We start from the raw sequence: 26153 nt of genomic DNA on the forward strand, positions 1-26153 counted from the left end.
CTCTGCGAGCGCCCGGTTCCCCTTCATATGAGGGATGGCGGATGCCCGGTGAGCCCAGCAGGATCGCCATCATGACCACTCCGACCCGCAATGCGGTCGAGGCACTGCTGAAGGACATCGCGGACGCACCGGACCCGCACACGCTGTTCGCGGACGCCTCCACTCGCCTGCGCCGCATCGCGCCCTTCGACGCCGCGGTGTGGGTGGCCACCGATCCGGGCAATGGATTGACCACCGCCCCGGTGCGAGTGGAGAACCTGCACGAGGGTGGCTGCGGAACCTATTGGGAATCCGAAATGCTCGCTGAACACGTCAATCTCTTCAGCGATTTGGCGCGCGCTCGAGTTCCGGTCGCGGGCCTACGCGCGGTGACCGAGGGCCACCCGGCCCGCAGCCCGCTCTACCGGAATTTCATGCGCCCCCGAGGTTTCGAGGACGAACTACGCGCCGTCTTCCGCGTCGACGGCCAACCCTGGGGTCAGCTCAGTCTCTTCCGTGAGCGCGGGCGCGCCGAATTCGACGCAACTGATATCGCTCTCGTCACAGCACTGTCCGCTCCACTCGCCCAGCGGCTGCGGTCCTTCGTCCAGCCCTCGACCACGCCGACTCCGGAGGACACTGCCAGGGCACCCGGCATGTTGCTGTTCGACGCAGACGGAAACCTGGTGTCGCTCAATGACGAAGCCCGGCACCTGCTCGACCAGATGCCGCCCGGCCCGTCCACCAGCACACCGCTCGGCATCGAACTACCGCTGCCGGTATGGATTCTCAGCACGGCCGGCCGCGCCCGGCTCACCGGCGGCAGCACCCGCATCCGTATCCGCGCCACCACCGGCCACTGGCTGGTCTGCCACGCGTCGTGCCTGCGCGCCGCCGACGGCCACGGCAGTTCGACCGCACTGGTCATCGAACCCGCCAAACCCTCCGAGGTCGCCGCCCTCGTGGTCGCCGCCTACGAATTGACCCGCCGGGAACTCGATGTCATCGAACTCATCGCACGTGGCTTGCCAACCGCGGATATCGCCGCACAACTCCACCTCTCCCCCCACACCGTGCGCGACCACGTGAAGGCGATCTTCGACAAGGTCGGCGTCACCAGCCGGGGCGAACTGGTGGCAAAACTGTTCACCGAATTCCAGCAACCCATCACCGCCCGCGCCACCGTCCGCGTCGAGCGGGACTAGGGGGTCCGGGGGGCGCGGCTTCTGGATCGGCCGACCGGCGAGGGGATCCGGGGCGCGGCATCGGGACTGGCGAACCAGCGAGGGGGCCGGGGGCGCGGCTTCCGGTTAGTCGAACCCGCGCAGGAGGTCCGGGGGCGAAGCCCGCCGGGCGGGGTGTGGTGGCTGCGCCCCCACAAAACACGACGAAACGAGCAAGGCCCATGCTCTCCATGAGCATGGGCCTTGCACGAGTGAAGTGGACATGGCGGGAACTTACTCGAACCGGACCGACAGCTTGCAGCGCTTCGCTGAGGCGCAGATACGGATCGAAAAGAGCGGACCACGCAGGTCGGTCCCATCACAGGTGCATACATCAGGCGGGTCGAAGAAGCCGCTGGGGCAGGACGAGCTGGCGGAGATCATCGCCAAATACGAGGCTGGCGCTTTCATTGTGCAGCTGAAGGTGGAGCATCACATGGCCAAGCGGACGGTCGCGAAGGCCTTGCGAGGGGCCGCGGTGACGATCAGACCGAGAGGCGGGCAGCGCCGCCCAACATTACACACCACCAAGATCAGCAGAGCCACGTACACAGCCTGATCAAATTCGGCGTAAATGGTAAGCCCAAGTGCATCATTCCCTGTGGGGCGTCGGGATCGTACGCAGGGCTAACCGAGAGCCCGAGATTGAGCTACTCCTCTGTTGCACAATCCCGCTGCGAGGATCAATCTGACCCTGCCTGCGAAGAGAGCTTGTTGATGTGCCGTGCGTAATAGCAAAGGAAATCAATATCATGTCTATCGAATTTTCCGAACGATTTACGCTCACCAGATAGCATGATGCCGAAAAGTTCAAACATTCGTCTCCGCTTTTCAACAACTATCCGACCAATATCGTCGCCAGCGATCTCCACTACCGGCCCGTCGGCGGTGATTCGTCGCACGTCAAATGCAATGATACGCAGATTCGTGACCGCAAATCCGTTCAATGAAGGGTTTGACTGATGCGCCTTCGCAACCACCCAGACTGCTTCGTTAGCCACGAGGATATTGGATACGAGCATCAGGAGACGATGAGCGCGGGATTTACCGAGAGTTGGAGCACGTCTAGGAAACATTGGCGACGGGCCAGCCTGCATCTCCTCCAATTTCCACCTCGATACCTTTATGCCACGTACAGACAACCGGAGAACTACCACGAAACCCGCTGTAGCAGCGATACAGAAGATCTCAGGCAGGATCCAACCGACTGTTCCAGTCGAGCCCGTAAATGGCCCTACGAAGACCACAGGCAGGAAAAAGACAAGTCCAGAAATTGCCACCACCAATGTGGCGATCCATAGACTCAATCCGAGTCGCAGCCGAACAATCATCGAGCGAGGGCGGTGTGACGTCGGGCCAGCTGAACTAACTGACGCCAAGTTGGAATGCTGACGGATTCGATGGTTTTGTGGTTGGTTACGTACCGACGGGTCCTGCTGCCGGTTTCGCGACGAAGCCTCCAACCGCTCGATTTTACGCCGCTGAGCTTCTATCTGTTCCAGTTCGTGACGTCTGCGGTCAAGCTGCTGCTGCTCTTGCAAAGCTATTCGCTCAGAAAAAGAGCTTCGAGCAAGGGAATTTTGAGGCTGAATTGTTCCGTCCGGGTCAAATGTGAACAAATGGATGCCGACTTCATCGGCAAAACGAATTGCAGGCAGACTGTAACCCGACGCTGCGAAGAAGAACAACTGAAGATGGCGAGCGTTCCCCCTGGCACCGAATAGTTTCTGGAGCTCAGGACGGCCAACGGCGGCACCAGTCCACTTGACCTGGGCGATCGCCCCAGCGGAGACCACGTCGATACCGTTGTCTGCGCCGTCTGGAGTCAAAGCGGCATCGCTGAACCCTAGCTCCTTCATCTGGTGTACCGCATTCGCCTCAGCCTCAAGTGAGGTCCTGATGTAGCGCATCCGCGTAACCTAGTCTCGCGCGTCGAACAGTTGACCGGCCGCACCGGTTAGGCGTTCCCGCAGTGGGCATATGGTGTCAGCGCTGTGGTGCCAAACGCTGCCGGTTGTTAGAGGCACAGCGGCATCTCAGCATAGAAGCCACAGCCCCGCACCGCACTCGAACCAACCGACGCAGACTTGTTGTCTTACCGCCGGATTGAGCGACCGACCACCCTGATCGGCCAAATTCTGCTGATTAGCAGAGGTCACGTTGCCTATGCCTACTTCCGGGATGGCACAGCCAGTCGCCCCCCTCCGCTGCAGTGCATCGCGACTCCAGGCTCATGGGCGGCGGGACGTTGTCCCACGTCGAAACAATCTCGGCCAAGCTGACTATCACGCAACTGCGGGAACTCACCGGCAAAGCACTCGACGCCGCTGTGGACCGTGTGTGGGCTGTTGTGAACCGAAAGCTCGGCGCGACCCCTCCAATCCAGCAGCTGGTGAGCGAAGCGCGGGAGACGAGCGAAGCATCGACAGAGGTGAAGGCTGAAGCACAACGAGCGCATGAGGATGCTACCGCCACCGATCTTGACTTCGAGACTGAGCTGCGTGCCGCGATTTCACGACCGCAGGGCACACCCCTAACAACCGCTGCCCACAGTGGTCTGTATCGCGCGGCAGCGTCGTGGCCGGTGGCCCAACCACTGCCGGACGCTCGGTCAAAATCAACGCATCCAGTAAAAGAAGACCCGCCGGGAATCCCGTAGTACTGCATACTTCCTGTGCCGCAGTCGCCAGAAGCGCCTATGCGACCTCCCGCACCTTCCAGACGCTCAAGTGGAACAAGCCATCGTCGATCACTACAGCACGCTGCGGCTTCCAGCTGCGTTCACGACAGGCATCCGTACCCTGCTGGAGGAACGCTCGCGGACGAGCAAGCCAGCGTCAGGACGATGCACGCAAACCTGAAAGCTCGGCTCAAGGAGCTCGATGCCAAGGAGGAACGTCTCCTATATCTCAGGATTGACGACACCTTGCCCCAGGGGGAGATCAAAGCCAGGCTGCGTCAGATCCAGAGTGATCAGTGAACTTCGAAGCGAGCACGGCTGCTACCGGTGCGGAGTTGGCAGTGGGAGTCGAGGTGCTGATCGTGGTTTCGGGCGGGACGGCGACACAGGCGTATTCACCCGTCGATGACAGCAGCTCGGAAGAACGCCGTACCGCCACCAGTTCCGGGCTGCCGCCCACATCGGGCGCGGCATCGGGACTGGCGAACCGGCGAGGGGTCCGGGGGCGCGGCTTCCCGGGTAGTCGAACCCGAGGAGGGGGTCCGGGGGCGAAGCCCGCCGGGCGGGGAGTGGGGGCTGCGCCCCCACAAAACACGACGAAACGAGCAAGGCCCACGCTCTCCGTGAGCATGGGCCTCGCACGAGTGAAGTGGAGCTGCCGGGAATCGAACCCGGGTCCTCCGCCGCGTCTCCAGGGCTTCTCCGTGTGCAGTTCGCTGTGCCTCTACTCGGATCTCTGAGTCTCGCGAACTAGCTCAGATGACGATCCCAGTCGCTGTTTGATGTTCCGCCCTAGTCCGCGACCGGCTCGGACGGTAAGTCCCTCTAGCTGATGCCAGTACCCGGGTCGAGGGACGAACCCGGACTGACAGAGACGACCTGCTACTTAGGCAGCGAGGGCGTACTCGCGCTGATTGGAATCGGCGCTTAATTGGTTGCAATGACGCTTACGGTGGTCTCTTGCCTGCACCGACACGCTTCCCCTGAATCTACGTACGCAGTCGAAACCGTTCAGCCCCGTACGTCCCGACACCTTGCCGGGCTGTTCATATTAACACCGGCCAGCGCCCGGTTCTTCCCATTATTCGGCGGGTGTCCGCGGGTGTGACGGCCCGCACTCAGGCTGCGGCGATCAAACCGACGGCGACCAGCGCGAGCACCATCCCGACCTGTTGCTGGCGGCCGACCCGCTCGCCGAGCAGCACCATCGCCAGCAGCACGGTGGCCGCGGGGTACAGCGAGCCGATCACGCTGACCAGCGAGAGCATGGATCCGTGGAACGCGTACAGCAGCGCCGCGTTGCCGATCACATCGAGCACGCTGATGTAGAAGGCCAGTCGCAGCGGTTCGCCGCGCAACCGTTCGAACTGCCCAGCCGAGAGTGCGATCACCCAGACCACGCCTGTCGCGGCGGCACGCTGCGCGAGCAACGGCCACAGCCCGGCGGAAGCGGTGGTTTCGTGCAGAAAGACGAACATGAAGCCGAATGCCACGCCGGAGCCGACGGTCAGTAGGGCGACCTTCTTGGTGAAGCGCAGCTCGCGCCCACCGGTGATCTCCTCGGTGACCTCGTCCGGCGATTCCCGGCTGACCAGCAGCACGGCGACCAACGCGAACGCGATACCGGTGAAGGCGAGCGGCCCGGGCCGCTCCCCGATCACCAGACCCATCAGCACCGGGATGCCCGCCACCAGCACCGCGGTCAGCGGTGACACCACCGCCATCGGGCCGCTGGCGAGCGCGGCATAGAACCACCAGACGGCGACACCGCTGGCAACGCCCGCCGCCAAGCCCCAGCCCATCGATGCGGCATCGGGCGTCCCGTCGACGAACGGCAGGAGCAGCAGCACCAGTGCGACCGAGAACGGATAGGAGTAGATGACGACCCGTAGCGCGGTCACCTTTCGGGCCGCGACACCGCCGAAGAAGTCGCTGACGCCGTAGCCGAGGGCGGCTACCAACGCGAGGACGACGGCCGTCAACGCATGCCTTTGATCCGCCGCCCTAGCTCACGGGTGACCTCGCGCTCAGCGGTGCGCTTCGCCAGATCCTGACGCTTGTCGTAGTCCTGCTTGCCCTTGGCGAGGGCCAGTTCGACCTTCACCTTGCCGTCCAGGAAGTACATGGACAGCGGCACCAGCGTCTGGTTGCCCTCGCGGGACTTGCCGACCAGTCGGTCGATCTCGCGCTTGTGCAGCAACAACTTCCGCACCCGGCGCGGCGAATGGTTGGTCCAGGTGCCGTGGCTGAACTCCGGGATGTGCAGCCCACGCAGCCACACCTCACCGTTGTCGACCGTCGCGAAGGCGTCCACCAGCGAGGCCTTGCCCTCGCGCAGGCTCTTGACCTCGGTGCCGACCAGCGCGATCCCGGCCTCGTAGGTGTCCAGGATCGTGTAGTTGTGCCGCGCCCGGCGGTTGGTCGCGATGACCTTGCGCCCCTGTTCCTTCATAACGATCAACCTTAAGTGACGCGGCAACCGGATTATTCCCAGGTCGTGGCGCGGCACTCGCGGGACTAGCCGCCGGGGCGCAGGACGACCCAGAGCACGAGCAGCGCGATGAAGGTGACGGTGAGCAACACGGTGGACAACCGGGGCAGGCCGTGATGTGGCGGCGGGCGATGCCGCAGCCAGACACTCTCCACGGACGGATCGGTCCCTCTGGTGACGTTCGGCGGCGCGTCGGGGGCTTCGGAGCCCTGGGAACCGCCGGACACCTCGTCCGGATCATCACCGGTAGCCATAGCCAGCACGGTAGCCCGCACGGCGGCGACACGTCGCAATTCCCACGCGCCGCAATGCAGTTGGTATTCAGGCGAGACGTCGGGTGAACGCCTCGGCGGTGGCGCCGGTCGATACATCGACGGTGCACACGCGCAGGTCCACGGTGGTCGCGGTGAGGTCCATCACCATGAAGCCCAGCTGGTGGTAGCTCTCGAACAGCGCCTTGTGTCCGGCGCGGGGCGCGATCTCGGGCTCGGCGCCGACGGTCTTGGCGGCCGCGCCGGACACGATCTGCCTGGTGCCCTTGGATTCGATGGCCGGCTCCAGCACCTGGAGGGAATGGTCGTGTCCGGAGAGGATGAACTGGCATTTGCCGATCACGTGGTCTTCGATGAATCGCTTCACATGGACGCCGTTGATCGGTTCGATGGGCAGGCCCTCGTAGCGCCCGGCGTCGCCGTGCGGGCCGTTGTTGAGGTACGGGTGGTGGGTGCAGACGATCTTCCAGGTGGCCGTCGACTCGGCGATGGCGCGGTCCAGCCAGGCACGCTGCTCGTTCATGAACTGCCCGTCGACCGCCCAGTACGGCGAAAAGACCGGCGGGATATAGGCGGCGAGCGGGTTGAGGTCGAGGACGAAGAACTCGACCACGGGGTTCTGCTCCGGAACGCGCACCGAGTAGTACCGGCTCGGCATCCACCAGCGTGGCGAGTTGGCGTGGTACTCGACCTCGTGGTTGCCGCGTAACAGCCAGCCGCCGTCACCGGGCAGAACGGAGCTGGTGTCGTGGTTGCCGAGCACCATCAACCAGGGGAAATCCAGTCCGGCATTGGGGTTTTCGAATTTCGCGGCGAACTGTGCATCAGTGCCGCTGTTCGGACCGCTCTCATAGATGTTGTCGCCGAGACCGAGTGCCAGCGACACCGGCTCGCGGCGATGGAACTCCCGCATGGCGTCGGCGACCGCCCACTGGGTTCGCGTTCCGGTGCCCGCGTCGCCGGTCACCAGCACCCGCAGGCGGCGCCCGGTGGGGAAGTCGAACTTGGTCACACCGTCCGCGACCGGCACTGCCTGGGCGGGCGACAGCCCGACAAGCGAGGCACCGGCCGCGATACCCGCCGCTCCGGCCAGAAATCCCCGACGGCCAAAGCTGTTGTCACGCATGTGATGTCCTCCGCAATCCGGTGTCCCCGCCCGGCAACCATCTTCGCCCATCGGGCACGGGATGGCGACGCCGGGCGGGGCCCATAGAAACTACTTCGCCGCAGCGACCGGCTGCTTGTTCCGGTCCAGACCGAGTGCGTCGGACATGGTGAAGAAGAGGTCCGTCTGATCGGTGAGGCCGACGACGTTCGCGGCGCGCGGGCCGTAGGCGGCGACGCGCAGCTGGGTGCCGGTGTGCTCCTGCGAACCGCCCACTTCGGCGTTGCCGTAGGAGACGCCCATCTCGGCACCGTCTTTGGTGACGACCTTGCTGGTCAGCGACGCGGACTTGGTGTCGAGGGGGACGATCTGGCTGCTGTGCGCGTGGTCGGCGGTGACTATCACGAGGGTGTTGCCGTCGCTCTTGGCGAATTCGAGCGCGGCCTGCACCGCCTCATCGAGATCGACCGTCTCACCGACTTGGCCGCACGGGTTGGCGCTGTGGTCCTGCTTGTCGATCGAGGCGCCCTCGACCTGTAGGAAGAAACCGTCCTTGCGCGGCTTCAGCAGGTCGATCGCCTTGCGGGTCATGGTCGCCAGGTCGGGCTGGGTGGCGGCGCGCTCGGGGTTGGGGCGGCAGGTCTGCGCGGGCAGGTTCAGGCCGTGCGGCACGGCGAGGTCACCGGTCCAGCGGACCGGCATGTTGCCGGGCGAGAACAGGCCGAGCACCGGCGCGTCCTGGTCCGCCTTGGTGACGCCGTCGAGGCCCGCCTTGTCGGCGACGACGGTGTAGCCACGCGCCTTGGCCTGGTCGCGCAGGGTCTGGCCCTGCCATTGGCCGGCGGCAGCCTTCTGCTCGAAGCTCTTCGCGCCGCCGCCGAGGGTGACATCGGCGCGGGTGCCGAGCAGTTGCTCGCTGATGGAGCCGAGCCCGCCCTTCTCCAGCGCATTGGTCGGGCACTTCAGCGCCGTCTCCTCCGGGCCGTAACACTTGCGGTCGGTGACATGCGCGCCGAGCACCGCCGGGGTGGCGTCCTGGATTTCGGCGGTGGTGACGTTGCCGGTGGCCTTGCCGTTCGCCTTCGCGATCTCCAGCAGGTTGGTCTGCGGGGCGCCGGCCAGGTTCACCCCGATCGCGCCGTTGTAGGTCTTGGTTCCGGTCGCCCATGCGCTGCCGCTGGCCGCGGAATCGGTGACGTAGTCCGGCTTTCCGGTCGCCTTGTCCAGCGAGTAGTGGGTGTAGGAGCCGGTGAGCGGCAGTGCGTCGATGCCCTTGAAGTAGCCGCCCGCGCCCTCGGCGACATTGCGGGCCACCGTGATTTCGGAGTCGCCCATGCCGTCACCGATCAGCAGGATGACGTTCTTGGCCTGGTTGCCGTTGAGCGAGGCGCGCAGGGCGTCGGTCCGGTCGCCGGTGGTCCGTCGAGCACCACCGTTCTCGCTGACCGTGCCTTTGGCGTTGGGGGTGAGGAGATCACCGTTGCCCTGCTTCGTGGAGTCGGCGGATCCGCAGGCGGCCAGTGCCCCGACGAGAACGGCGGCGCCCAGGACGGCGCCCGCACGGAAAGGGCGGGGCAGGGAACGCGGCGAGACAGGGGGCATGGGCGAAAACTCCGTTGTTCGTAGATACATGGGATGTTCGGAGCTTTACGAGGTCGTCTGAACAAAAAGGGCACAGCTGGCAACCGCCCGGTTACCAAGCGGTTTCCCATTAGCATGTTCGCATGGGTCATCTCGCCGCAGGGCATGCGAAAGCTGCTGCCGCACAGCGGCTTTCATGCAGTACCGCGAATGAGTCCAGCGGTCCGGCCGATCGGCCGGAGCGTGCAGAATGTCACTCTCCGGCCAAGACCTCCAGCACCTGTTCGCCGTACTTGGCCAGCTTGTTCTCGCCGACGCCGTTGACCGTGCCGAGATCGGCCAGGCTGGTCGGCTTGCGGGCCACGATCTCGCGCAGGGTGGCGTCGTGGAAGACGACATACGCGGGGACGCCCTGCTCCTTCGAGGTCGCCGCCCGCCATTCCCGCAGCTTCTCGAACACCGGAACGTCCGCGGGCGCCAGATCGGCCGCCGGGGATTTGCCCGCCTTGGCGGTGCGCGCCGGTTTGGGCGCACGCTCGATCTCGCGGCGCAGCAGCACCTGGCGCCCTTCGAACAGCACCTCGTTGCTCGCGTCGGTGAGGGTCAGCACCCCATAGTCGCCGTGCACCGCGAGTAGCCCGCCTGCCAGCAATTGCCGGACCACGCCGCGCCATTCGATATCGCGCAGATCGGTGCCGATCCCGAAGACCTTCAGCTCGTGGTGATCGTGTTGCAACACCTTCGGGTTCTTCTTGCCGAGCAGGATGTCGACGATGTGACCCGCGCCGAAGCTCTGCCCGCGTTCGCGTTTCAGCCGCAGCACGGTGGACAGCAGTTTCTGTGCCGGGACGGTGCCGTCCCAGGATTCCGGCGGGGTGAGGCAGGTATCGCAGTTACCGCACGGCTGCCCGGGCTGATCGAAGTAGTTGAGCAACTGGACCCGACGACAGGTCACCGTCTCGCACAGCGCGAGCATGGCGTCCAGGTGCAGCTGCAACTGGCGACGATGCGCGGCGTCGCCGTCCGAGGCGTCGATCATCTTGCGTTGCTGCACAACGTCGTTGAGGCCGTAGACCATCCACGCGGTCGAGGGTTGCCCGTCGCGGCCTGCCCGGCCGGTCTCCTGGTAGTAGCCCTCCACGGATTTCGGCAGATCGAGGTGGGCGACGAAACGGACGTCCGGCTTGTCGATGCCCATGCCGAAGGCGATCGTCGCGACCACCACCAGACCGTCCTCGCGGAGAAACCGTGTCTGGTTCTCGGCACGGGTGCGGTTGTCCAGGCCCGCGTGATACGGCACGGCGCTGACACCGTTCTCGGTGAGGAACGCGGCGGTCTTCTCCACCGAATTGCGGGACAGGCAGTAGACGATGCCCGCGTCCCCGGCGTGCTCGGTCCGGATGAACTCCAGCAGCTGGCGATCCGGCTTGTTCTTCGGCTCGATGCGGTACTGGATATTGGGTCGATCGAAGCTCGCCACGAACCGGCGGGCCGACCCGAGGTCGAGGCGCTGGACGATCTCGTCGCTGGTCTTCGCGGTCGCGGTCGCGGTGAGCGCGATGCGCGGCACGTCGGGCCAGCGCTCGTGCAGCATGGACAGCGCCAGATAGTCGGGCCGGAAATCGTGGCCCCACTGCGAAACACAGTGCGCCTCATCGATGGCGAACAGACCGACCTTGCCGCGGTCGAACAGCTGCGCCGTCGATGCCAACCGCAGCCGCTCCGGCGCCAGGTACAGCAGGTCCAACTCCCCCGCCACGAACTGCGCCTCCACGGTGCGGCGCTCGTCCGGAAACTGGGTCGAATTCAAGAATCCGGCACGCACACCGAGCGCGCTGAGCGCGTCCACCTGGTTCTGCATCAACGCGATCAGCGGCGAGATCACCACCCCGACGCCGGGGCGCACCAGCGCGGGGACCTGGTAGCACAGTGACTTGCCGCCGCCGGTCGGCATGAGCACCAAGGCGTCGCCACCGGCGACCACGTGCTCCACGATTTCCCGCTGGTCACCGCGGAAGCTGTCGTAGCCGAAGACCCGGCGTAGAACCTCTTGCGCCGCAACGGATCCGGCGTCCGCACCGGGATCGGTGTCGGTCGGCACGGCCGCGAATGCATCGGGGAGAGTCACCCGGCCCATCCTACGAGTGCGCGCCCGTGGCGCTACCGGTACGTCGCCAGAATTCTGAGCTCGACTCTCGAGTACTCCACATGTGGATAAACCGAACCCGGTTTCCCGAGCCCGAAGCCTTGACCTGCGGCTATTTGCGCGCCCGCCGATATCGTCGAGCGGGCTCGCCGATGACGTCCTGTTAGGTTGGCGCACATGGCAATAGGGACGCGGAGTGATCGAATTCGGGCGGTCCTGCTCACCGTGGCGGTGGCGGCGGGCATTGTCGCTGCCGCACCGATGGCGAGTGCGGGGACTCTTCCTTCGATGTGCGCCGACGGCTGGGAAGCGACCACGCTGGTCGAGGGGGTCGGCAATCTGGAGAACCTCGACTCCGACGGCCACGGCGGGTTCTATGTCACCGGCATCATCGACGGGTTCCTTGCCCATGTCGACGGCGCAGGTCGATTCGAAAAGCTGGTGACCGGCCTGGATCATCCGGCTGGCGTGCGGGTCGCCGGGCCATATGTCTACTTCCTCACCGGGGACGGATTGCTGGAAGCGCCCGGCACGCTGCGGCGCTACGAGATCGCGACCGGCGCGGTGACGGTCCTGCTCACCGGATTGAACGGCCCGAAGGGCCTGCTGTTGCTGCCCGATGGAGATCTGCTGTTCACCACCATCGGTACCAACGGACCGCCGACCGGGATCGCCCGCTACCGGCCGTCCACCGGCGAGTACACGCGGACCTGGTCGAACCTCCCGTTGTCCAACGGCCTCGCGCTGGCGCCCGGCGGACAGTCCATCTATGCCGACAACATGACCCTGCGGATCTTCCGCATCCCACTGGACGCCCCCGAGAACCCGGTCGTCGTCTCCGAAATCCCGAACCTGCTCTCGCTGCCGGACGACATGGAGGCCACCCGCGCGGACACCCTGTACGTCGCCGACCACGCATTCGGCTCCATCAACCAGGTGAACACCACGACCGGGGCCAGCTGCGCCATCATCACCGGCCTGATCAAACCCGGTCCGATGCGCAATCCACCGGATGGGACCACCTCGGTCCGCATCGCTCGCGACGGCGACGGCTGGGCGTTGTACATCACGGGCATGGACGGAACACTGCGCCGACTACGCCCACCGGCGGGCGTCGACCTCACCCCAGCCACCCCCAACCGGTAGAACAAAGGGATGCCGTACGCCGTAGCGCTCGGCGTGACCCAGCGGACCAGTGCGGAAGGAATCAGCATGCCGGAATCGGCCCCCATGATCGTTGCCACTCCAGACGACGCCGAAGACATTGCCCACCTGCGTAATCGGCTTGCCCAATGGATGGTCGACAATGGCATCGGGCAGTGGGTGCCCGGCGAGTACCCCGCCGCGACCGTCGCCGAGGAAGCGGCGCGGGGCGAATGGTTCGTGTGGCGCGAGGCCGGTGCGCTGATCGCCGCGGTGCGTGTCGTCTGGCGGGACCCGGAGTTCTGGGGCGCGGACGACGACACCGATGCGGGCTACATCCACGGACTGATGGTCGCACCGGAATATCGGGGCCGCGATCTCGGCGGACGGATCATCCAGTTCTGCGCCGACTACACAATCGCCAACGGCATCACCCGGCAACGGCTGGACACCGCCGCCGACAACCAGGTGCTCCGGAAGTACTACGCCGCACACGGTTTCACCGAGCTGCGGGAGGCGCCACTGCCGCCCCAGTTCCGCGGCACGACCCACGTCGTTCTGATGGAGAAGATGCTGGCCTGATGTCCGGAACGGCCACCCGCTACCTCTATCTCGCCCGGCACGGCGAGGCGACCGAGGACGAGAGCGCGCTGAGCCACCGGGGTCGCAGCCAGGCCTGGCTGCTCGGTGAGCGGCTGCGAGCCAGCCCGCTCGCTGTCATCCATCACGGCCCGCTGCCCAGGGTGGCGCAGACGGCGCGGCTGATCGGCGACCGATTCGACGGTGTGTCTCTGCATGAATCGGAGACCGCGGGTGATTACCTCCCCTACCTGCCCCGGCGGGATGAACTGCCCGCGGAATCGGCGGACGATATCCTCGGCTTCCTCGCCCAGTTCCCCGCCGAGGGACGCACGCGTGGCCCGGAGCTCGCGCGAGCAGCCATCGAACAGTTCACCGGCCCGGTCGCGGGCGATACGCCCCGGCACGAGCTGGTGGTCACGCACGCCTTCCTCATCGGCTGGCTGGTGCGGGCCGCGCTGGACGCACCGAAGTGGCGCTGGCTCGGCATCAACCACGCCAACGCCGCGCTCACGGTGATCCGCTATGCGCCCGGCAGACCCGATTCCGTGCTGTTCTTCAATGACACCGGCCACCTACCGCCGGACCTGCGGTGGACCGGATTCCCGCCGGAGCTCCACGTCTGAGAAGGCCAGGGCAGCTCAGTTCCGCAACCGGGCCAACGTTTCGTCGTGCAGCAGACCGTTCGTCGCCACCGCGTCACCGCCGTGCGGGCCCGGCTGTCCATCCAGGGAGGTGAAGCGCCCGCCTGCCTCGCGGACGAGGATGTCGAGGGCGGCCAGATCCCACAGGGAGACTTCGGGTTCGGTCGCGATATCGATCGCGCCCTCCGCAAGCAGGCAATAGGTGAAGAAGTCGCCATAACCGCGCACCCGCCACACGTCGTCGGTGAGGGCGAGGAAGTTCTCGCGCAGACCGCGTTCCCGCCAACCGGACAGACTGGAGAAGGCCAGACTCGCCGAGCTGAGCTCGCCGACGGCGGACACTGAAATCGGTTTCGGCGCTTCGGCATCGAAGCTCGCCCACGCCCCCGATCCGGCCGCCGCCCACCAGCGCCGGGACAGCGCGGGCGCGCTCACCACGCCGACCACCGGCACGCCGTCTTCGAGCAACGCGATCAGCGTGGCCCAGATCGGCACCCCGCGCACGAAGTTCTTCGTGCCATCGATCGGATCGACAACCCACTGCCGTCCGGTGAACTCGGCGGCACCGCCGAACTCCTCCCCGAGCACCGAATCGTCCGGCCGATGCTCGGAAAGCACCTGCCGAATCGCCTTCTCCACCGCCAGGTCGGCATCCGACACCGGCGTCAGGTCCGGCTTCGCGTCGACCTGCAAATCGAGCGCCCCGAACCGGGCTCGAGTGATTTCGTCGGCCGCATCGGCCAACCGCAGCGCAAGTTCGAGATCCGAGGAGTCCACAGCCACGCCCCGCACCCTATCCGGTCACCTACCCACAATCCGCGCGGCACAAGCGTTGGCAGTCACAGACTGTCCGTGCAGACCACAGTCCTTACAGCCCCTGTGAACCGTTGGGCAGGTCTGTGATCCGCGGGCGTCAGGCCGGTGCGGGGAGGGCGCGAGCGGCGACGAGAGCGGCGGTCCACCAGTGCAACTGATCGAGCAGGGCGCGGGCGGCTTCGGCGGGCTCGTCTGGCTCGCGCAGTTGCCCTTCGGCGTCGAAGAGCAGGTAGTAGCGCGGGAAGGTGACGTAGTTGCGGATGGTGTGGGCGTTGAGTTCGTTGAAGATCTGCCGCAGGTGTTCGATGGCGAGCAATCCACCGCTCGCGCCGCTGTAGCCGACGAAACCGATGGCCTTGGCGTCCCACTGGGTGAAATGCCAGTCGATGGCCGCCTTCAGCGCGGCCGGGACGCTGCGGTTGTAGTCGGGTGTGACGATCACGAACGCGTCGGCGGCGGCGAGCCGCGCGGAGAGGTCGGCCATGCCCGCCGGACGCTCGGGATCCGGGTCGAGCGCGGGCGGGACGGCGGGCAATTCCAGCGGCAGCTGCGCGTCCGCCAGGTCGATGACGTCCACCTCGAATGCGCCGTGCTGCCTGGCCTGTTCGGTGAACCAGCTGGCCACCACCGGGCCGAAGCGCCCGTCCCGCACGCTGCCGATGATCACCGCGAGCTTCAATGCCGACATCGTTTCCTCCTCCGGATCCAGCGACCGGCTCGGTCGCCTGTCCAAATCTGCTGGCCGCCGCGCCGACCAGGAAGGCCGCCGTAAGAGTGGTAGCGGCAGGGCCACCCTCCGGCGGCCGCGGCTTGTTACGTTCGAAGGGTGAGCGACAACGAGTTGGGCCTGTTCCTCCGCACCCGACGCGAGGCGGTCGCGCCGGCCCAGGTCGGCCTGCCCGCCGGGTCACGTCGCCGCACTCCCGGTTTGCGCCGTGCCGAACTGGCCACGCTCGCCGGAGTGAGCGTCGAATACATCACTCGTCTGGAGCAGGGTCGCGATCGCCGCCCGTCACCGCAGGTGCTTTCCGCGCTCGCCGATGCCCTCCGGCTGGCCCCGAGCGAGCGAATTCACCTGCACCGCCTCACCAAATCCGCCGACAGCGGCTTCACCTGCATGGGCGGCGCCCAACCGCCGCGCGAGGTACGCCCCGCGGTCCGCGCCATTCTGGACCGTCTCGAACCCGCGCCCGCGATCGTCGTGAACAGGCTCACCGAGGTGCTCGCGCATACCGACGGCTACCGACGCCTGATGACACCGCTCGGCCTGCTCGACACCGCGCCCGCGAACCTGGCCCGCTTCGTCTTCACCGACCCCCGCGCCCGCGCGGCGTACCCGGACTGGAGTCACCTGGCCGACCACACGGTCGCCACTCTCAAGCACGGCCCGTTCCGCAACGACCCACACATCGCAGCGCTCGCCGACGAACTCACCGTCACCGCGGGCGCCGAGTTCACCGACCGCGTCGACACCGTCCCCAGCCTCCCCGCCGCCACCGGCATCACCCGCCTCACCCACCCCGAGGCAGGCCAACTTCGCCTCGCATACGAGGTTCTAGACCTCTCCGCCGACGACGACCAGCAGCTGATCGTCCACCTCCCTGCCGACGACGCCACGGCAACAGCGTTGGACAAGCTCGCGGGCCTGCGGCCCGGCGCCCTCCGCGCGGTCTAGCGCTGTACCCGCTGGTCAACTGGTTTCAGCAGCACATCGGTAACTCGCCGGGCACGCCCCGCACACACGCGGCACCCGTCGCGAGGACTCGAACACGCATACCGCGGCACCCGACTCGTTCGCCCTGTATACCCGGAGAGGCGGGCTAGCTGGTTTCACGGCGCCGCCATACCAGTAGGCTTGACCATCGTGCATCCTGACGTTTCCGCTGATCTCGCCGAACTCGACGCCACCCTCAAGACGGTCGAATCGGTCCTCGACATCGAGGAGCTGCGCCGACGTATCGACGAGCTCGAGCACCAAGCCGCAGATCCCGATCTGTGGAACGACCAGGACCACGCTCAGCAGGTGACCAGTGAGCTCTCGCACGCGCAGGGCGAACTGCGCCGCGTCGAGGAACTGCGGCAGCGGCTCGACGACCTGCCGGTGCTCTACGAACTGGCCGAAGGCGAAGAGGGCGAGTCCAGGGCGGCCGCGCTCGCCGACGCCGACGCCGAACGCGCCGCACTGCACGGCGACGTGGAGGCCCTGGAGGTCCGCACCCTGCTGTCGGGCGAATACGACAAGCGCGACGCGCTCGTCAACATCCGTTCCGGCGCCGGTGGCGTGGACGCCGCCGACTGGGCCGAGATGCTGATGCGCATGTACATCCGCTGGGCCGACCGGCACAAGTACTCCGTGGAGGTCTACGACACCTCCTACGCCGAAGAGGCGGGCATCAAGAGCGCCACCTTCGCGGTGAAGGCGCCCTACGCCTACGGCACCCTCTCGGTCGAGATGGGCACGCACCGGCTGGTGCGGATCAGCCCGTTCGACAACCAGGGCCGCCGCCAGACCTCCTTCGCCGAGGTCGAGGTGCTGCCGGTGGTGGAGACCACCGACCACATCGAGATCCCCGAGGGCGAGATCCGGGTGGACGTGTACCGGTCCTCGGGCCCCGGCGGCCAGAGCGTCAACACCACCGACTCGGCGGTGCGCCTGACGCACATCCCCACCGGCATCGTGGTCACCTGTCAGAACGAGAAATCCCAACTGCAGAACAAGATTTCGGCCATGCGCGTGCTGCAGGCCAAGCTGCTGGAGCGCAAGCGGCAGGAGGAGCGCGCCGAGATGGACGCGCTCAAAACCAACGAGGGCGCGTCCTGGGGCAACCAGATGCGGTCGTACGTGCTGCACCCGTACCAGATGGTCAAGGATCTGCGGACGAACTTCGAGGTCAACAACCCGTCGGCGGTGCTCGACGGGGATATCGACGGGTTCATCGAGTCCGGTATCCGCTGGCGCATGCGGGACCAGACGAGTCAGTAATCGTTGCGGGTAACGCAATCGCCGACGGACGCGGCGGCTTGCGCGGAATGGTAGGACGTACGGCGGTACCCTGTCTGGCGTGCGTCCAGTTGGGAGTTCAGTCGAGGTGTTGACCATGTCACTCGCGACGACTTCGGAGACCACGAACTGGCTACGTTCCAACGGCCTCGAGATCGTGCTGTTGATTCTCGGCGCGATGCTGTTCAGCCGTTTTGCCACGTTCACCAGGGATCGCATCACCCGCAAGATCGATGAGGGCTTCCGCGGCGGCGACGCGCTGGTGCGTTCCGAGGCCGCCAAGCATCGGCACGCGCTGGCGCAGGTGGTCACCTGGGTGGTGCTGACCATCGCCTATGTGCTGGTCGGCATGGAGGTGCTGCGGCGGCTCGGCTTCGCGCTCGGCGGCCTGGTCGCCCCCGCCGCGGTGCTCGGCGCCGCGCTCGGTTTCGGCGCGCAGCGCATCGTGCAGGACATCCTGGCCGGGTTCTTCCTGATCACCGAACGGCAATACGGTTTTGGTGACGTAGTTCGCATCGCTGTAACTGGAGCCGCGGAGATGGCCGAGGGTACCGTCGAAGATGTCACGTTGCGGATCACCACACTGCGCAACTCGGACGGTGAAGTGATCTCCGTACCGAATGGGCAGATCGTCAAAGTGACGAATTTGTCCAAGGACTGGGCACGCGCCGCGATCGATGTGCCGGTGGCCGCGACCGCTGACATCACCAGGGTCAACGAAATACTGCACGAGGTCGGTACGAAGGCGTACGAAGACAGTCGGCTCAAGCCGCTGCTACTCGATGAGCCCACCGTGATGGGCGTCGAAGACTTGACCGTTGACCAAATGAACATCCGAATGGTTGCCCGCACCTTGCCAGGCAAACAATTCGAAGTCGGCCGCGAACTGCGGGTGCGGGTAGCCGCAGCGTTGCGCCGGGAGGGAATCAGTGAGACCACGTAAATCCATCACGCTCCTGAAGGAAGCCGTGCGACCGTCCACGCTCCTGAAGGGACCGGTGAAGCCGCGGCGATCCACCGCGATCCTGATCGCAACCTGGGTCGCCACGTTCGTGCTGTACCTGTTCGTCAAGCCGGATCACCCGTACGTGTCCGGATCGGACCCGTCGCTGAACACCGTTCCCGCAGCGGTACATCCGGCCGTAGCGCCACGCTGAGCTCGGCGGGCGCGCCGAGCGTCGGCGATCGGCAACGCGGTGGACACGGGGTTGCTGGTTACACTGGCTCCCCGTGATCACCATGCGGAACGTCACCAAGTCGTACAAGACCTCGACGCGACCCGCGCTGGACAACATCACCGTCGATGTGGGCAAGGGCGAGTTCGTCTTCATCATCGGACCGTCCGGCTCGGGCAAGTCCACCTTCATGCGACTGCTGCTGAAAGAAGAGAGCCCCACCTCCGGCCAGATCCAGGTCGCCGACTTCCGGGTCGACCGGCTACCCGGCCGCAAGGTGCCGAAGCTGCGTCAGCGGATGGGGTGTGTCTTCCAGGACTTCCGGTTGCTGCAGCAGAAGTCGGTGCACGACAACGTGGCGTTCGCGCTGGAGGTGATCGGCAAGCGGCGCCAATTCATCGACCGCACCGTGCCCGAGGTGCTCGACATGGTCGGTCTCGGCGGCAAAGCCGACCGACTACCCACCGAGCTGTCCGGTGGCGAACAGCAGCGCGTGGCGATCGCCCGCGCCTTCGTGAACCGGCCGCTGGTACTGCTGGCCGACGAGCCGACCGGCAACCTCGATCCCGACACCAGCGGCGACATCATGATGCTGCTGGAGCGGATCAACCGGATCGGCACCACGGTGCTGATGGCCACCCATGACAATCACATCGTCGACGCCATGCGCAGGCGAGTGATCGAACTCGACCGGGGCCGCCTGGTGCGCGACGAGGCGACCGGCGTCTACGGGGTGGATCGCTGATGCGCGCGAGCTTCCTGTTCAGCGAGGTCTTCGCCGGCCTGCGCCGCAATGTCACGATGACCATCGCGATGATCCTGACCGTCGCGGTCTCGCTCACCATGCTCGGCGGCGGCCTGCTCGCGGTGCGGATCGCCGACAAGACCGAGCAGTACTTCCTGGATCGGCTCGAGGTGCGGCTGTATCTCACCGAGGACGTCTCCGCCAACGACCCGGACTGCTCCCGCGATCCGTGTAAGACGCTGATGGCGGACCTGAAGTCGACCACGGACGTCGAATCCGTCCAGTACCTCAGCCGCGACGACGCCGTCCGCGAAGCCAAGGAGAAGACGTTCAAGGACCAGCCCGAGCTGGCCAAGTACGTCAGCGAGACACCGCTGCCCGCGTCGCTGCGGGTGAAGATGAAGAACGCGGAGCTGTATCCGCAGATCTACGAGAAGTTCTATGAGCGGCCCGGTGTCGGCATGGTGCGCAACGACAAGGACATCGTGGACCGGCTGGTCAGCCTGTTCGACGGACTACGCAACGCCGCCTTCGGACTCGCCGTGCTGCAAGCGCTCGCCGCGCTGCTGCTGATCGCGAACATGGTGCAGATCGCCGCGTTCACCCGCCGCACCGAGGTCGGCATCATGCGGTTGGTCGGCGCGACCCGCTGGTACACCCAGCTACCGTTCCTGCTGGAAGCGGTCGTCGCCGCACTGGCCGGTTCGCTGGTCGCGGTGATCGGACTGCTCATCGCACGGCCACTGGTGATCGATCGAGCGCTCGGCGATCTGTTCTCCAGCAAGGTCTTCCCACGCATCACCGGCGACGACATCGCAATGGTGGCATTGGTGATCGCACCCGTCGGCATCGTCTTCGCCGCGCTGACCGCGTACGGAACGTTGCGGTACTACGTGCGCGAATAACGCCGACGCTGTTCAGCGCGAGCCAGTCCGGGAGTCCCGGGCTGGCTCGTACTGTCTCTGGCGGTCAGTGGGCGGCCTGCTCTTCGGGCAACGTCTCACGGATGCTGGCGCGCTTCAGCGCAAGCAGTTCACGCTGCCGTTCGAGTTCGGCGATCTTGTTGTCCAAATCGCTGCACCGGCTTTCGACGATGTCCACTACCTTGTCGCAGGACTGAATCCAGGTGCCGTGCTCCCTCGAGCAGGGCAGTAGGCCGCGGATGTCCTCAGTGGACAGACCGGCGGCCAGCATCTCCCGGATATAGCCGACGTGTTCCGGCGCGTCGTCGAGGTAGGACCGGTAGCCGAGGGCGTCGCGCCGCGGTTGCAGCAGACCCTGCTCCTCGTAGTACCTGAGTAGGCGGGTGCTCACGCCGGTGCGGCGCGCCAATTCGCCGATCAACATATGACCCCGCTCACCCTCGCCTTGCCTTCACACTCATGTGAATTCCTAACTTGGCCGACATGACAGCAATTCCCCTACGGACCACCGTCACCGGAGCCGGACCCGGCCTCGTTCTCGCACACGGGGCGGGCGGCACCATCGAGACCAACTTCGGCAACCTGATCCCCGCCCTCGCCGCCACGCACACTGTGGTCGCCTCCGACTACCCGGACAGCAATATCCAGCTCACCCTCGACGGCCTCGCCGACGCGCTCGTTGCGGCAGCGGTCGACGGCGGCGTCGAGACGTTCACCATCCTCGGCTATTCCCTCGGCACCACCGTGGCCGTGCGCGCTGCCGTGCGGCATCCGGACCGGGTCCGCGGCCTGCTGCTCGCCGCCGGGTTCGCGAAGGCCGACAACCGGGCCCGTCTCACGGTGCAGATCTGGCAGGACCTGCTCGATCGCGGCGACACGGCCAGCTTCGCCCGGCTGGCCCTCGCGGCGTCCTTCAGTCCGGCCTATCTGAACGCCCTGCCTGCCGAGGTTGTCGACGAGCTCGTCCGAGTCGGCACGACCACCATTCCCGGCGGCACCCTGCAGCAGGCCAGCCTGGTCGAAATCGTCGACACCACCGCCGATTTGGCCCGCATCACCGTGCCAACCCTGGTCGTCAACGCCACCGAAGACCTCCTGATCCACCCCGCCAACTCCCGCTACCTAGCCGCCACCATCCCCAACGCCGACTACACCGAAATCCCCGCAGGCCACGTCCTCATGGCCGAACACCCCACCCAGTGGCACAAAACTGTCGAAACCTTCCTCACCCAACACAACCTCTAGCCGCGCGCGAGTGGCACATGGCTACGGCGAAACGCGAGAAGCCGCTGGCTGGTGTGCCACTCGCGGATCAACCCAGGTGTTTGAGCTGGGGCCAGAGCTGGGACCAGGGGGCGCGGATGCGGCAGTGGAAGAGGGGTTCGCCTTGTTCGTCGTTGTCGATGTCGAGGGCGTTGTCGATGTGGCCTGCGGGGTGGATGTCGGTGCAGATCCGCGTCAGCTGGTCGTGCTCGATGCCGATGGTGAGCACGTCGGTGGCGGTGTCGCTCGGTGGGCCCCACCACCAGTAGGAGTTGTGGCCGGAGTGAGGTTTGGGTAGGTCGTAGGGGGCACCGAAACGTTCGATGGCGGCGGCTTCACCGTAATTGGCGGTGAGGATGGTGACGTCGCGGCCGAGGCGGGCGCGCGCCTCGCCGACTTGGCGGGTGAATTCCGGCCAGCCGATGGTTTCGCCCGCGTCGTAGTTGACGGCGAGGACCGGTGTGTCTTTCAGCATCGAGACAGGGAGTACCGGCAGGAACAGCACCGCCGAGATCGCCGCGTTCACGGCGACCACGAAACTCACCGCCGCCCAGCGGGTCCGGGCTCGACCCAACCACGCCGCCACCGGCACCGCCCCGGCCGCGAGCAGGATCGGGTACATTCCGCCGAGGTAGTACGCCTTGCCGCCGGTCACCAGGAACAACGCGAAGAGCAGGCCATAGGTTGCCGCGGACGCTCGATATCGGCTGTCCCTGGCCAGCCGCCACAAGCCGAAGGCCCACAGCGGCACCAGCAGCGGGCCCATCAGCCCGAACTGCAAGAGCACGAACATGATCGGCGAATCCGACGTTCCGGACGATCCGCCCGCGATCGCCCGGCCCATCTCCCACTGCGGCCACCCGTTTCGCGCCTGCCACACCAGATAGGGCAGCCAGATCAGTATCGCGATCCCGATGGCCATCGGGAAGAACTTGGTGGCGAACAGTTTTCGCGGACCGAGCGCAAGTAGCGAGACCAGCAGCGCGAGCACCGGGAAGATCAGCAGCAGCTTGTTCTGCCACCCGATGCCGACCACCACCCCGATCACCGGCCACCAGCGCGGGTCACCTCCCCCGCCCCGCCCACGCAGCAGTACCAGCATGAGCACCGACACCACCGACCACACCGCCAGATCGATCACCGCGGTGCTCAACATGTGCCCGGCCCCCATGACCAACGCCGCACTCGCCACCGCGGCGGCGGCCAGCGCCTGCGCCCCGCGCCCGCCACCGAACTCCCGCGCCATCAGCCCGGCACAGACCACCACGAGGGTGGCCGCGAGGACCGCGGGTAGCCGCAGTACGAATAACGAATCGGGATCGATCGCCGCCATCGCCTCGGCCAGCAGGGGCGTCAGTGGCGGCTGATCCGGGTAACCCCAGGACAGGTGTCGCCCGGCCGCCAGGAAGTACAACTCGTCGCGGTGATACCCATAGCGCGGGGCACACGCGGTAAGGACTACGGCAAACAGCGCCGCGACGACGGGCACTCGACAAGCCTGGCACAGAACGGCGGCGTATGCTGCACCTCGACGCAGTTCTTACTCTGGAGTAAGATAGACTTACTCAGGAGTAAGATAGCTGGGAGCAAGACCTCACCCCACCCACCCGAGAAAACAGGTGATGATGAGCACTCGAGACAGCGCAACGAAGCGACGTCCAGACACGTCCGCAGTCGGCCTCAACCACCCCAAGCGGGACTGGATGGGCGCGGCCATGCGGGTGATGACGACCCTTACCGGGTCGGAGCTCGCCGAGAAGTACAACCTGCGCAAGCCGATCGAGCGAGTCACCTACGAGGGCACCAAGACCGGCTTCCGCACGCTCGGCGCCGCCACCCGTGCCTTCGCCAAGGTCACCGGCAGCGGTCAGCCGAAACGGCTGGCGCCGAACGAGTCGAAGAACAAGGACTTCTTCGACCTCACCCCCACCGACGAGCAGCAGATGATCGTCGAGACGGTGAAGGAATTCGCCGCCGAGATCCTGCGCCCGGCCGCCTACGACGCCGACGCCGCCGCGAAGGCCCCGCGCGATCTGCTGGAGCGCGCCGCCGAGCTCGGCATCACCCTGATCAACGTGCCCGAAGAGCTGGAGGGTGCGGCATCGGAGCGTGGTGCGGTCACCAATTCTCTTGTGGCCGAGGCGCTTGCGCACGGCGACATGGGTCTGGCGCTGCCGATTCTCGCGCCGAGCGGCGTCGCGGTCGCCCTCTCCCAGTGGGGTACCGACGCTCAACAGCAGACCTACCTGCCCGCCTTCACCGGCGAGAACGTGCCGCAGGCCTCCGTGGTGATCAGCGAGCCGCGCGCACTGTTCGACCCGTTCGCATTGCAGACCAAGGCCGTTCGCTCGCCGAGCGGCTACCGGATCTCCGGCGTCAAGAGCCTGGTGCCCGCCGCGGCGGACGCCGAGCTGTTCCTGATCGCCGCCGAACTCGACGGTCGCCCAGCGCTTTTCATCGTTCCGTCGGACGCACCCGGCCTGGTGGTCGAGGCCGACCCGAGCATGGGTCTGCGCGCGGCGGGCCTCGGTCGCCTGCTGCTCGACAATGTCGCGGTCGGCACCGACGCGATCCTCGGCGACGGTGATGCCAAGCAGCGTGCCGAGGACTACGCCGACGCGGTTCGGCTCGCTCGCCTTGGCTGGGCTTCGCTCGCGGTCGGCACCGGACAAGCCGTGCTGGACTACGTGGTTCCGTACGTGAACGAGCGGGTCGCGTTCGGCGAGCCGATCTCGCACCGCCAGGCGGTCGCCTTCATGGTCGCCAATATCGCGATCGAGCTGGACGGCCTGCGGCTGGTGACCCTGCGGGGCGCGTCGCGCGCGGAGCAGGGCCTGTCCTTCGCCCGTGAGGCGTCGCTGGCCCGAAAGTTGGCCACGGACAAGGGAATGCAGATCGGCCTGGACGGCGTGCAGCTGCTCGGTGGCCACGGCTTCACCAAGGAACACCCGGTCGAGCGCTGGTACCGCGACCTGCGGAGCATCGGCGTCGCCGAAGGTGTCGTGCTCATCTAACCGGCCCGTTCCTTACTTTCCAGGAGACCTTCCATGATCAACCTCGAACTCCCCAAGAAGCTGCGGGCCAGCGCGAACCAGGCCCATCAGGTCGCGACCGAGATCTTCCGGCCGATCTCGCGCAAGTACGACCTCGCCGAGCACGAGTACCCGGTCGAGCTGGACACCATGGCCGCCATGGTCGAAGGCCTCGCCGACTCCGGCACCCAGAAGATCGGCGGCGCCGCCGGTGGGCGGGAGGACGACAGCGAGTCGGACGTGCACGCCACCGAGCTGCTCGGAAACACCAACGGCGGCAATATGTCCGCGCTGTTGAATGCCCTGGAGACGTCCTGGGGTGACGTCGGCCTGATGCTCTCGATCCCCTACCAGGGTCTCGGCAACGCGGCCATCGCTGCCGTCGCCACCGACGAGCAGCTGAAGCGTTTCGGCAAGGTGTGGGCCTCGATGGCGATCACCGAACCGTCGTTCGGATCCGACTCGGCCGCCGTATCCACCACCGCCGTGCTCGATGGCGACGAGTGGGTGCTCAACGGCGAGAAGATCTTTGTGACCGCGGGCCAGCGGTCCACCCACATCGTGGTGTGGGCGACGGTCGACAAGAGCCTCGGCCGCGCGGCTATCAAGTCGTTCGTCGTGCCGCGCGACGCTCCCGGTCTTTCGGTGGCCCGGCTCGAGCACAAGCTCGGCATCAAGGCCTCCGACACCGCCGTGCTGCTGTTGCAGGACTGCCGGATTCCGAAGGACAACATCCTCGGCAGCCCGGAAGTCAACGTGGAGAAGGGCTTTGCCGGGGTCATGCAGACCTTCGACAACACCCGTCCGCTGGTTGCCGCGATGGCGGTCGGCGTGGCCCGCGCCGCCCTGGAGGAGCTGCGTGCCATCCTGACCGACGCCGGTGTCGAGATCTCCTACGACACCCCGCCGAACAACCAGCACGCCGCGGCCGCCGAATTCCTGCGCATGGAAGCCGATTACGAGTCCGCCTACCTGCTGTCGCTGCGCGCCGCGTGGATGGCCGACAACAAGAAGCCGAACTCGCTCGAGGCCTCCATGTCCAAGGCCAAGGCTGGCCGCACCGGCACCGACGTCTCCCTGAAGGCCGTCGAACTCGCCGGCGCCATCGGCTACTCCCAGCGCACCCTGCTGGAGAAGTGGGGCCGTGACTCGAAGATCCTCGACATCTTCGAAGGCACCCAGCAGATCCAGCAGCTCATCGTGGCTCGCCGGATCCTCGGCAAGACGAGTGCCGAGCTGAAGTAGTAGGTGGCAACGGCGGACTTGCTAGCACGCGAGCCTGCCGGGTTGATATCATGAAATCATCACGCGAGTGATGTCGAGCGGTAGGACCGCCGCTGGTAACGACGGCCCTA

At 66.2% G+C, this 26153-nt stretch carries 25 protein-coding genes and 1 other RNA gene; 14 read left to right on the forward strand and 12 right to left on the reverse strand.

The window, feature by feature from the left end:
- Positions 1 to 71 precede the first annotated feature (71 nt).
- Both KV110_RS32795 and KV110_RS32800 read left to right on the forward strand, forming a co-directional pair.
- Positions 72 to 1184 carry a helix-turn-helix transcriptional regulator gene (locus KV110_RS32795; RefSeq protein ID WP_218471036.1) on the forward strand — a complete coding sequence of 371 codons (1113 nt, stop codon included), beginning with the start codon at positions 72 to 74 and terminating at the stop codon, positions 1182 to 1184.
- A gap of 241 nt (positions 1185 to 1425) precedes the next feature.
- Positions 1426 to 1761: a hypothetical protein gene (locus tag KV110_RS32800; protein WP_218471037.1), complete on the forward strand. Its 336-nt coding sequence runs from the start codon at positions 1426 to 1428 to the stop codon at positions 1759 to 1761.
- A 124-nt stretch (positions 1762 to 1885) separates the two neighbouring features.
- On the opposite strand, the gene KV110_RS32805 is transcribed toward KV110_RS32800, so the two are convergent.
- The 8 genes from KV110_RS32805 to recQ form a co-directional block, all read right to left on the reverse strand.
- Positions 1886 to 3112: a restriction endonuclease gene (locus KV110_RS32805; protein ID WP_218471038.1), complete on the reverse strand. Its 1227-nt coding sequence runs from the start codon at positions 3110 to 3112 to the stop codon at positions 1886 to 1888.
- A 1417-nt stretch (positions 3113 to 4529) separates the two neighbouring features.
- Positions 4530 to 4901: a transfer-messenger RNA gene (gene ssrA / locus KV110_RS32810) on the reverse strand.
- 99 nt (positions 4902 to 5000) lie between these two features.
- Entirely contained in the window at positions 5001 to 5864 is an 864-nt protein-coding gene (locus KV110_RS32815; RefSeq protein WP_218471039.1) for a DMT family transporter, read from the reverse strand.
- Positions 5861 to 6334: an SsrA-binding protein SmpB gene (smpB, locus tag KV110_RS32820; RefSeq protein WP_218471040.1), complete on the reverse strand. Its 474-nt coding sequence runs from the start codon at positions 6332 to 6334 to the stop codon at positions 5861 to 5863. Before smpB ends, KV110_RS32815 begins: the two co-directional genes overlap by 4 nt.
- A 65-nt stretch (positions 6335 to 6399) precedes the next feature.
- Entirely contained in the window at positions 6400 to 6627 is a 228-nt protein-coding gene (locus tag KV110_RS32825; RefSeq protein ID WP_218471041.1) for a WLR motif membrane protein, read from the reverse strand.
- Positions 6628 to 6694: 67 nt separating this feature from the next.
- Complete coding sequence (locus KV110_RS32830; RefSeq protein WP_218471042.1) at positions 6695 to 7771, reverse strand: metallophosphoesterase; 1077 nt, start codon at positions 7769 to 7771, stop codon at positions 6695 to 6697.
- Positions 7772 to 7861: 90 nt separating this feature from the next.
- Positions 7862 to 9352: an alkaline phosphatase gene (gene phoA, locus KV110_RS32835; RefSeq protein ID WP_218471043.1), complete on the reverse strand. Its 1491-nt coding sequence runs from the start codon at positions 9350 to 9352 to the stop codon at positions 7862 to 7864.
- 232 nt (positions 9353 to 9584) lie between these two features.
- Positions 9585 to 11459: a DNA helicase RecQ gene (recQ, locus tag KV110_RS32840; RefSeq protein ID WP_218471044.1), complete on the reverse strand. Its 1875-nt coding sequence runs from the start codon at positions 11457 to 11459 to the stop codon at positions 9585 to 9587.
- A 195-nt stretch (positions 11460 to 11654) separates the two neighbouring features.
- On the opposite strand from recQ, the gene KV110_RS32845 reads away from it, so the two are divergent.
- Genes KV110_RS32845 through KV110_RS32855 form a run of 3 tightly spaced genes read left to right on the forward strand, consistent with a single transcriptional unit; the run spans position 11655 to position 13825 of the window.
- The gene (locus tag KV110_RS32845; RefSeq protein ID WP_218471045.1) at positions 11655 to 12623 is read left to right on the forward strand and encodes an SMP-30/gluconolactonase/LRE family protein; all 969 of its coding nucleotides are present in this window, start codon (positions 11655 to 11657) and stop codon (positions 12621 to 12623) included.
- Positions 12624 to 12632: 9 nt separating this feature from the next.
- Positions 12633 to 13202 (forward strand): GNAT family N-acetyltransferase, encoded by a 570-nt coding sequence (locus tag KV110_RS32850; protein ID WP_246634134.1) that lies wholly within the window; start codon positions 12633 to 12635, stop codon positions 13200 to 13202.
- A complete protein-coding gene (locus tag KV110_RS32855; protein WP_218471046.1) occupies positions 13202 to 13825 on the forward strand; it encodes a histidine phosphatase family protein in 624 nt (207 codons plus the stop codon). The genes KV110_RS32850 and KV110_RS32855 overlap by 1 nt, the downstream gene beginning before the upstream one ends.
- A 15-nt stretch (positions 13826 to 13840) precedes the next feature.
- On the opposite strand, the gene hisN is transcribed toward KV110_RS32855, so the two are convergent.
- Positions 13841 to 14626, reverse strand: a complete 786-nt coding sequence (gene hisN / locus KV110_RS32860) for a histidinol-phosphatase (protein WP_218471047.1) — start codon at positions 14624 to 14626, stop codon at positions 13841 to 13843.
- Positions 14627 to 14756: 130 nt separating this feature from the next.
- Entirely contained in the window at positions 14757 to 15347 is a 591-nt protein-coding gene (locus KV110_RS32865) for an NADPH-dependent FMN reductase (RefSeq protein ID WP_218471048.1), read from the reverse strand.
- Positions 15348 to 15485: 138 nt separating this feature from the next.
- On the opposite strand from KV110_RS32865, the gene KV110_RS32870 reads away from it, so the two are divergent.
- From KV110_RS32870 to ftsX, 6 genes are all read left to right on the forward strand, one after another.
- Positions 15486 to 16334 (forward strand): helix-turn-helix transcriptional regulator, encoded by an 849-nt coding sequence (locus KV110_RS32870; RefSeq protein ID WP_218471049.1) that lies wholly within the window; start codon positions 15486 to 15488, stop codon positions 16332 to 16334.
- A 189-nt stretch (positions 16335 to 16523) separates the two neighbouring features.
- Positions 16524 to 17642 carry a peptide chain release factor 2 gene (prfB, locus tag KV110_RS32875; protein WP_218471050.1) on the forward strand — a complete coding sequence of 373 codons (1119 nt, stop codon included), beginning with the start codon at positions 16524 to 16526 and terminating at the stop codon, positions 17640 to 17642.
- Positions 17643 to 17757: 115 nt separating this feature from the next.
- Entirely contained in the window at positions 17758 to 18603 is an 846-nt protein-coding gene (locus KV110_RS32880) for a mechanosensitive ion channel family protein (RefSeq protein WP_218471051.1), read from the forward strand.
- A gap of 25 nt (positions 18604 to 18628) precedes the next feature.
- Entirely contained in the window at positions 18629 to 18817 is a 189-nt protein-coding gene (locus tag KV110_RS32885) for an Rv3103c transmembrane domain-containing protein (protein WP_218471052.1), read from the forward strand.
- A gap of 73 nt (positions 18818 to 18890) precedes the next feature.
- Positions 18891 to 19580 carry a cell division ATP-binding protein FtsE gene (ftsE, locus tag KV110_RS32890; RefSeq protein WP_218471053.1) on the forward strand — a complete coding sequence of 230 codons (690 nt, stop codon included), beginning with the start codon at positions 18891 to 18893 and terminating at the stop codon, positions 19578 to 19580.
- A complete protein-coding gene (gene ftsX, locus KV110_RS32895; protein ID WP_218471054.1) occupies positions 19580 to 20485 on the forward strand; it encodes a permease-like cell division protein FtsX in 906 nt (301 codons plus the stop codon). The genes ftsE and ftsX overlap by 1 nt, the downstream gene beginning before the upstream one ends.
- A 64-nt stretch (positions 20486 to 20549) precedes the next feature.
- Here the strand turns inward: ftsX and KV110_RS32900 are convergent, their stop codons facing one another.
- Positions 20550 to 20927, reverse strand: coding sequence for a MerR family transcriptional regulator (locus tag KV110_RS32900; RefSeq protein ID WP_218471055.1), 378 nt, complete (start codon positions 20925 to 20927; stop codon positions 20550 to 20552).
- 59 nt (positions 20928 to 20986) lie between these two features.
- On the opposite strand from KV110_RS32900, the gene KV110_RS32905 reads away from it, so the two are divergent.
- Positions 20987 to 21748: an alpha/beta fold hydrolase gene (locus KV110_RS32905; RefSeq protein ID WP_218471056.1), complete on the forward strand. Its 762-nt coding sequence runs from the start codon at positions 20987 to 20989 to the stop codon at positions 21746 to 21748.
- Between the two features lie 67 nt (positions 21749 to 21815).
- Here KV110_RS32905 and KV110_RS32910 read toward each other — a convergent pair whose 3' ends face one another.
- Positions 21816 to 23255, reverse strand: a complete 1440-nt coding sequence (locus KV110_RS32910) for a glycosyltransferase family 39 protein (protein WP_218471057.1) — start codon at positions 23253 to 23255, stop codon at positions 21816 to 21818.
- 130 nt (positions 23256 to 23385) lie between these two features.
- Between KV110_RS32910 and KV110_RS32915 the strand changes: the two genes are divergently transcribed.
- The gene (locus KV110_RS32915) at positions 23386 to 24780 is read left to right on the forward strand and encodes an acyl-CoA dehydrogenase family protein (protein WP_393537923.1); all 1395 of its coding nucleotides are present in this window, start codon (positions 23386 to 23388) and stop codon (positions 24778 to 24780) included.
- 33 nt (positions 24781 to 24813) lie between these two features.
- Positions 24814 to 26043: an acyl-CoA dehydrogenase family protein gene (locus tag KV110_RS32920; RefSeq protein WP_218471059.1), complete on the forward strand. Its 1230-nt coding sequence runs from the start codon at positions 24814 to 24816 to the stop codon at positions 26041 to 26043.
- Positions 26044 to 26153: the final 110 nt, after the last annotated feature.

The organism is Nocardia iowensis, from assembly GCF_019222765.1.
Taxonomy (GTDB): domain Bacteria; phylum Actinomycetota; class Actinomycetes; order Mycobacteriales; family Mycobacteriaceae; genus Nocardia; species Nocardia iowensis.

What these genes read in the sequence shown, in the direction of transcription:
- KV110_RS32805 (WP_218471038.1), bottom strand. Translation starts at nt 3,112, where the DNA reads ATGCGCTACATCAGGACCTCACTTGAGGCTGAGGCGAATGCGGTACAC.
- KV110_RS32845 (WP_218471045.1), top strand. Translation starts at nt 11,655, where the DNA reads ATGGCAATAGGGACGCGGAGTGATCGAATTCGGGCGGTCCTGCTCACC.
- KV110_RS32855 (WP_218471046.1), top strand. Translation starts at nt 13,202, where the DNA reads ATGTCCGGAACGGCCACCCGCTACCTCTATCTCGCCCGGCACGGCGAG.
- KV110_RS32825 (WP_218471041.1), bottom strand. Translation starts at nt 6,627, where the DNA reads ATGGCTACCGGTGATGATCCGGACGAGGTGTCCGGCGGTTCCCAGGGC.
- KV110_RS32920 (WP_218471059.1), top strand. Translation starts at nt 24,814, where the DNA reads ATGATCAACCTCGAACTCCCCAAGAAGCTGCGGGCCAGCGCGAACCAG.
- KV110_RS32865 (WP_218471048.1), bottom strand. Translation starts at nt 15,347, where the DNA reads ATGTCGGCATTGAAGCTCGCGGTGATCATCGGCAGCGTGCGGGACGGG.
- phoA (WP_218471043.1), bottom strand. Translation starts at nt 9,352, where the DNA reads ATGCCCCCTGTCTCGCCGCGTTCCCTGCCCCGCCCTTTCCGTGCGGGC.
- KV110_RS32795 (WP_218471036.1), top strand. Translation starts at nt 72, where the DNA reads ATGACCACTCCGACCCGCAATGCGGTCGAGGCACTGCTGAAGGACATC.
- KV110_RS32830 (WP_218471042.1), bottom strand. Translation starts at nt 7,771, where the DNA reads ATGCGTGACAACAGCTTTGGCCGTCGGGGATTTCTGGCCGGAGCGGCG.
- KV110_RS32900 (WP_218471055.1), bottom strand. Translation starts at nt 20,927, where the DNA reads ATGTTGATCGGCGAATTGGCGCGCCGCACCGGCGTGAGCACCCGCCTA.
- KV110_RS32850 (WP_246634134.1), top strand. Translation starts at nt 12,633, where the DNA reads ATGCCGTACGCCGTAGCGCTCGGCGTGACCCAGCGGACCAGTGCGGAA.
- KV110_RS32880 (WP_218471051.1), top strand. Translation starts at nt 17,758, where the DNA reads ATGTCACTCGCGACGACTTCGGAGACCACGAACTGGCTACGTTCCAAC.
- smpB (WP_218471040.1), bottom strand. Translation starts at nt 6,334, where the DNA reads ATGAAGGAACAGGGGCGCAAGGTCATCGCGACCAACCGCCGGGCGCGG.
- ftsX (WP_218471054.1), top strand. Translation starts at nt 19,580, where the DNA reads ATGCGCGCGAGCTTCCTGTTCAGCGAGGTCTTCGCCGGCCTGCGCCGC.
- KV110_RS32905 (WP_218471056.1), top strand. Translation starts at nt 20,987, where the DNA reads ATGACAGCAATTCCCCTACGGACCACCGTCACCGGAGCCGGACCCGGC.
- KV110_RS32800 (WP_218471037.1), top strand. Translation starts at nt 1,426, where the DNA reads ATGGCGGGAACTTACTCGAACCGGACCGACAGCTTGCAGCGCTTCGCT.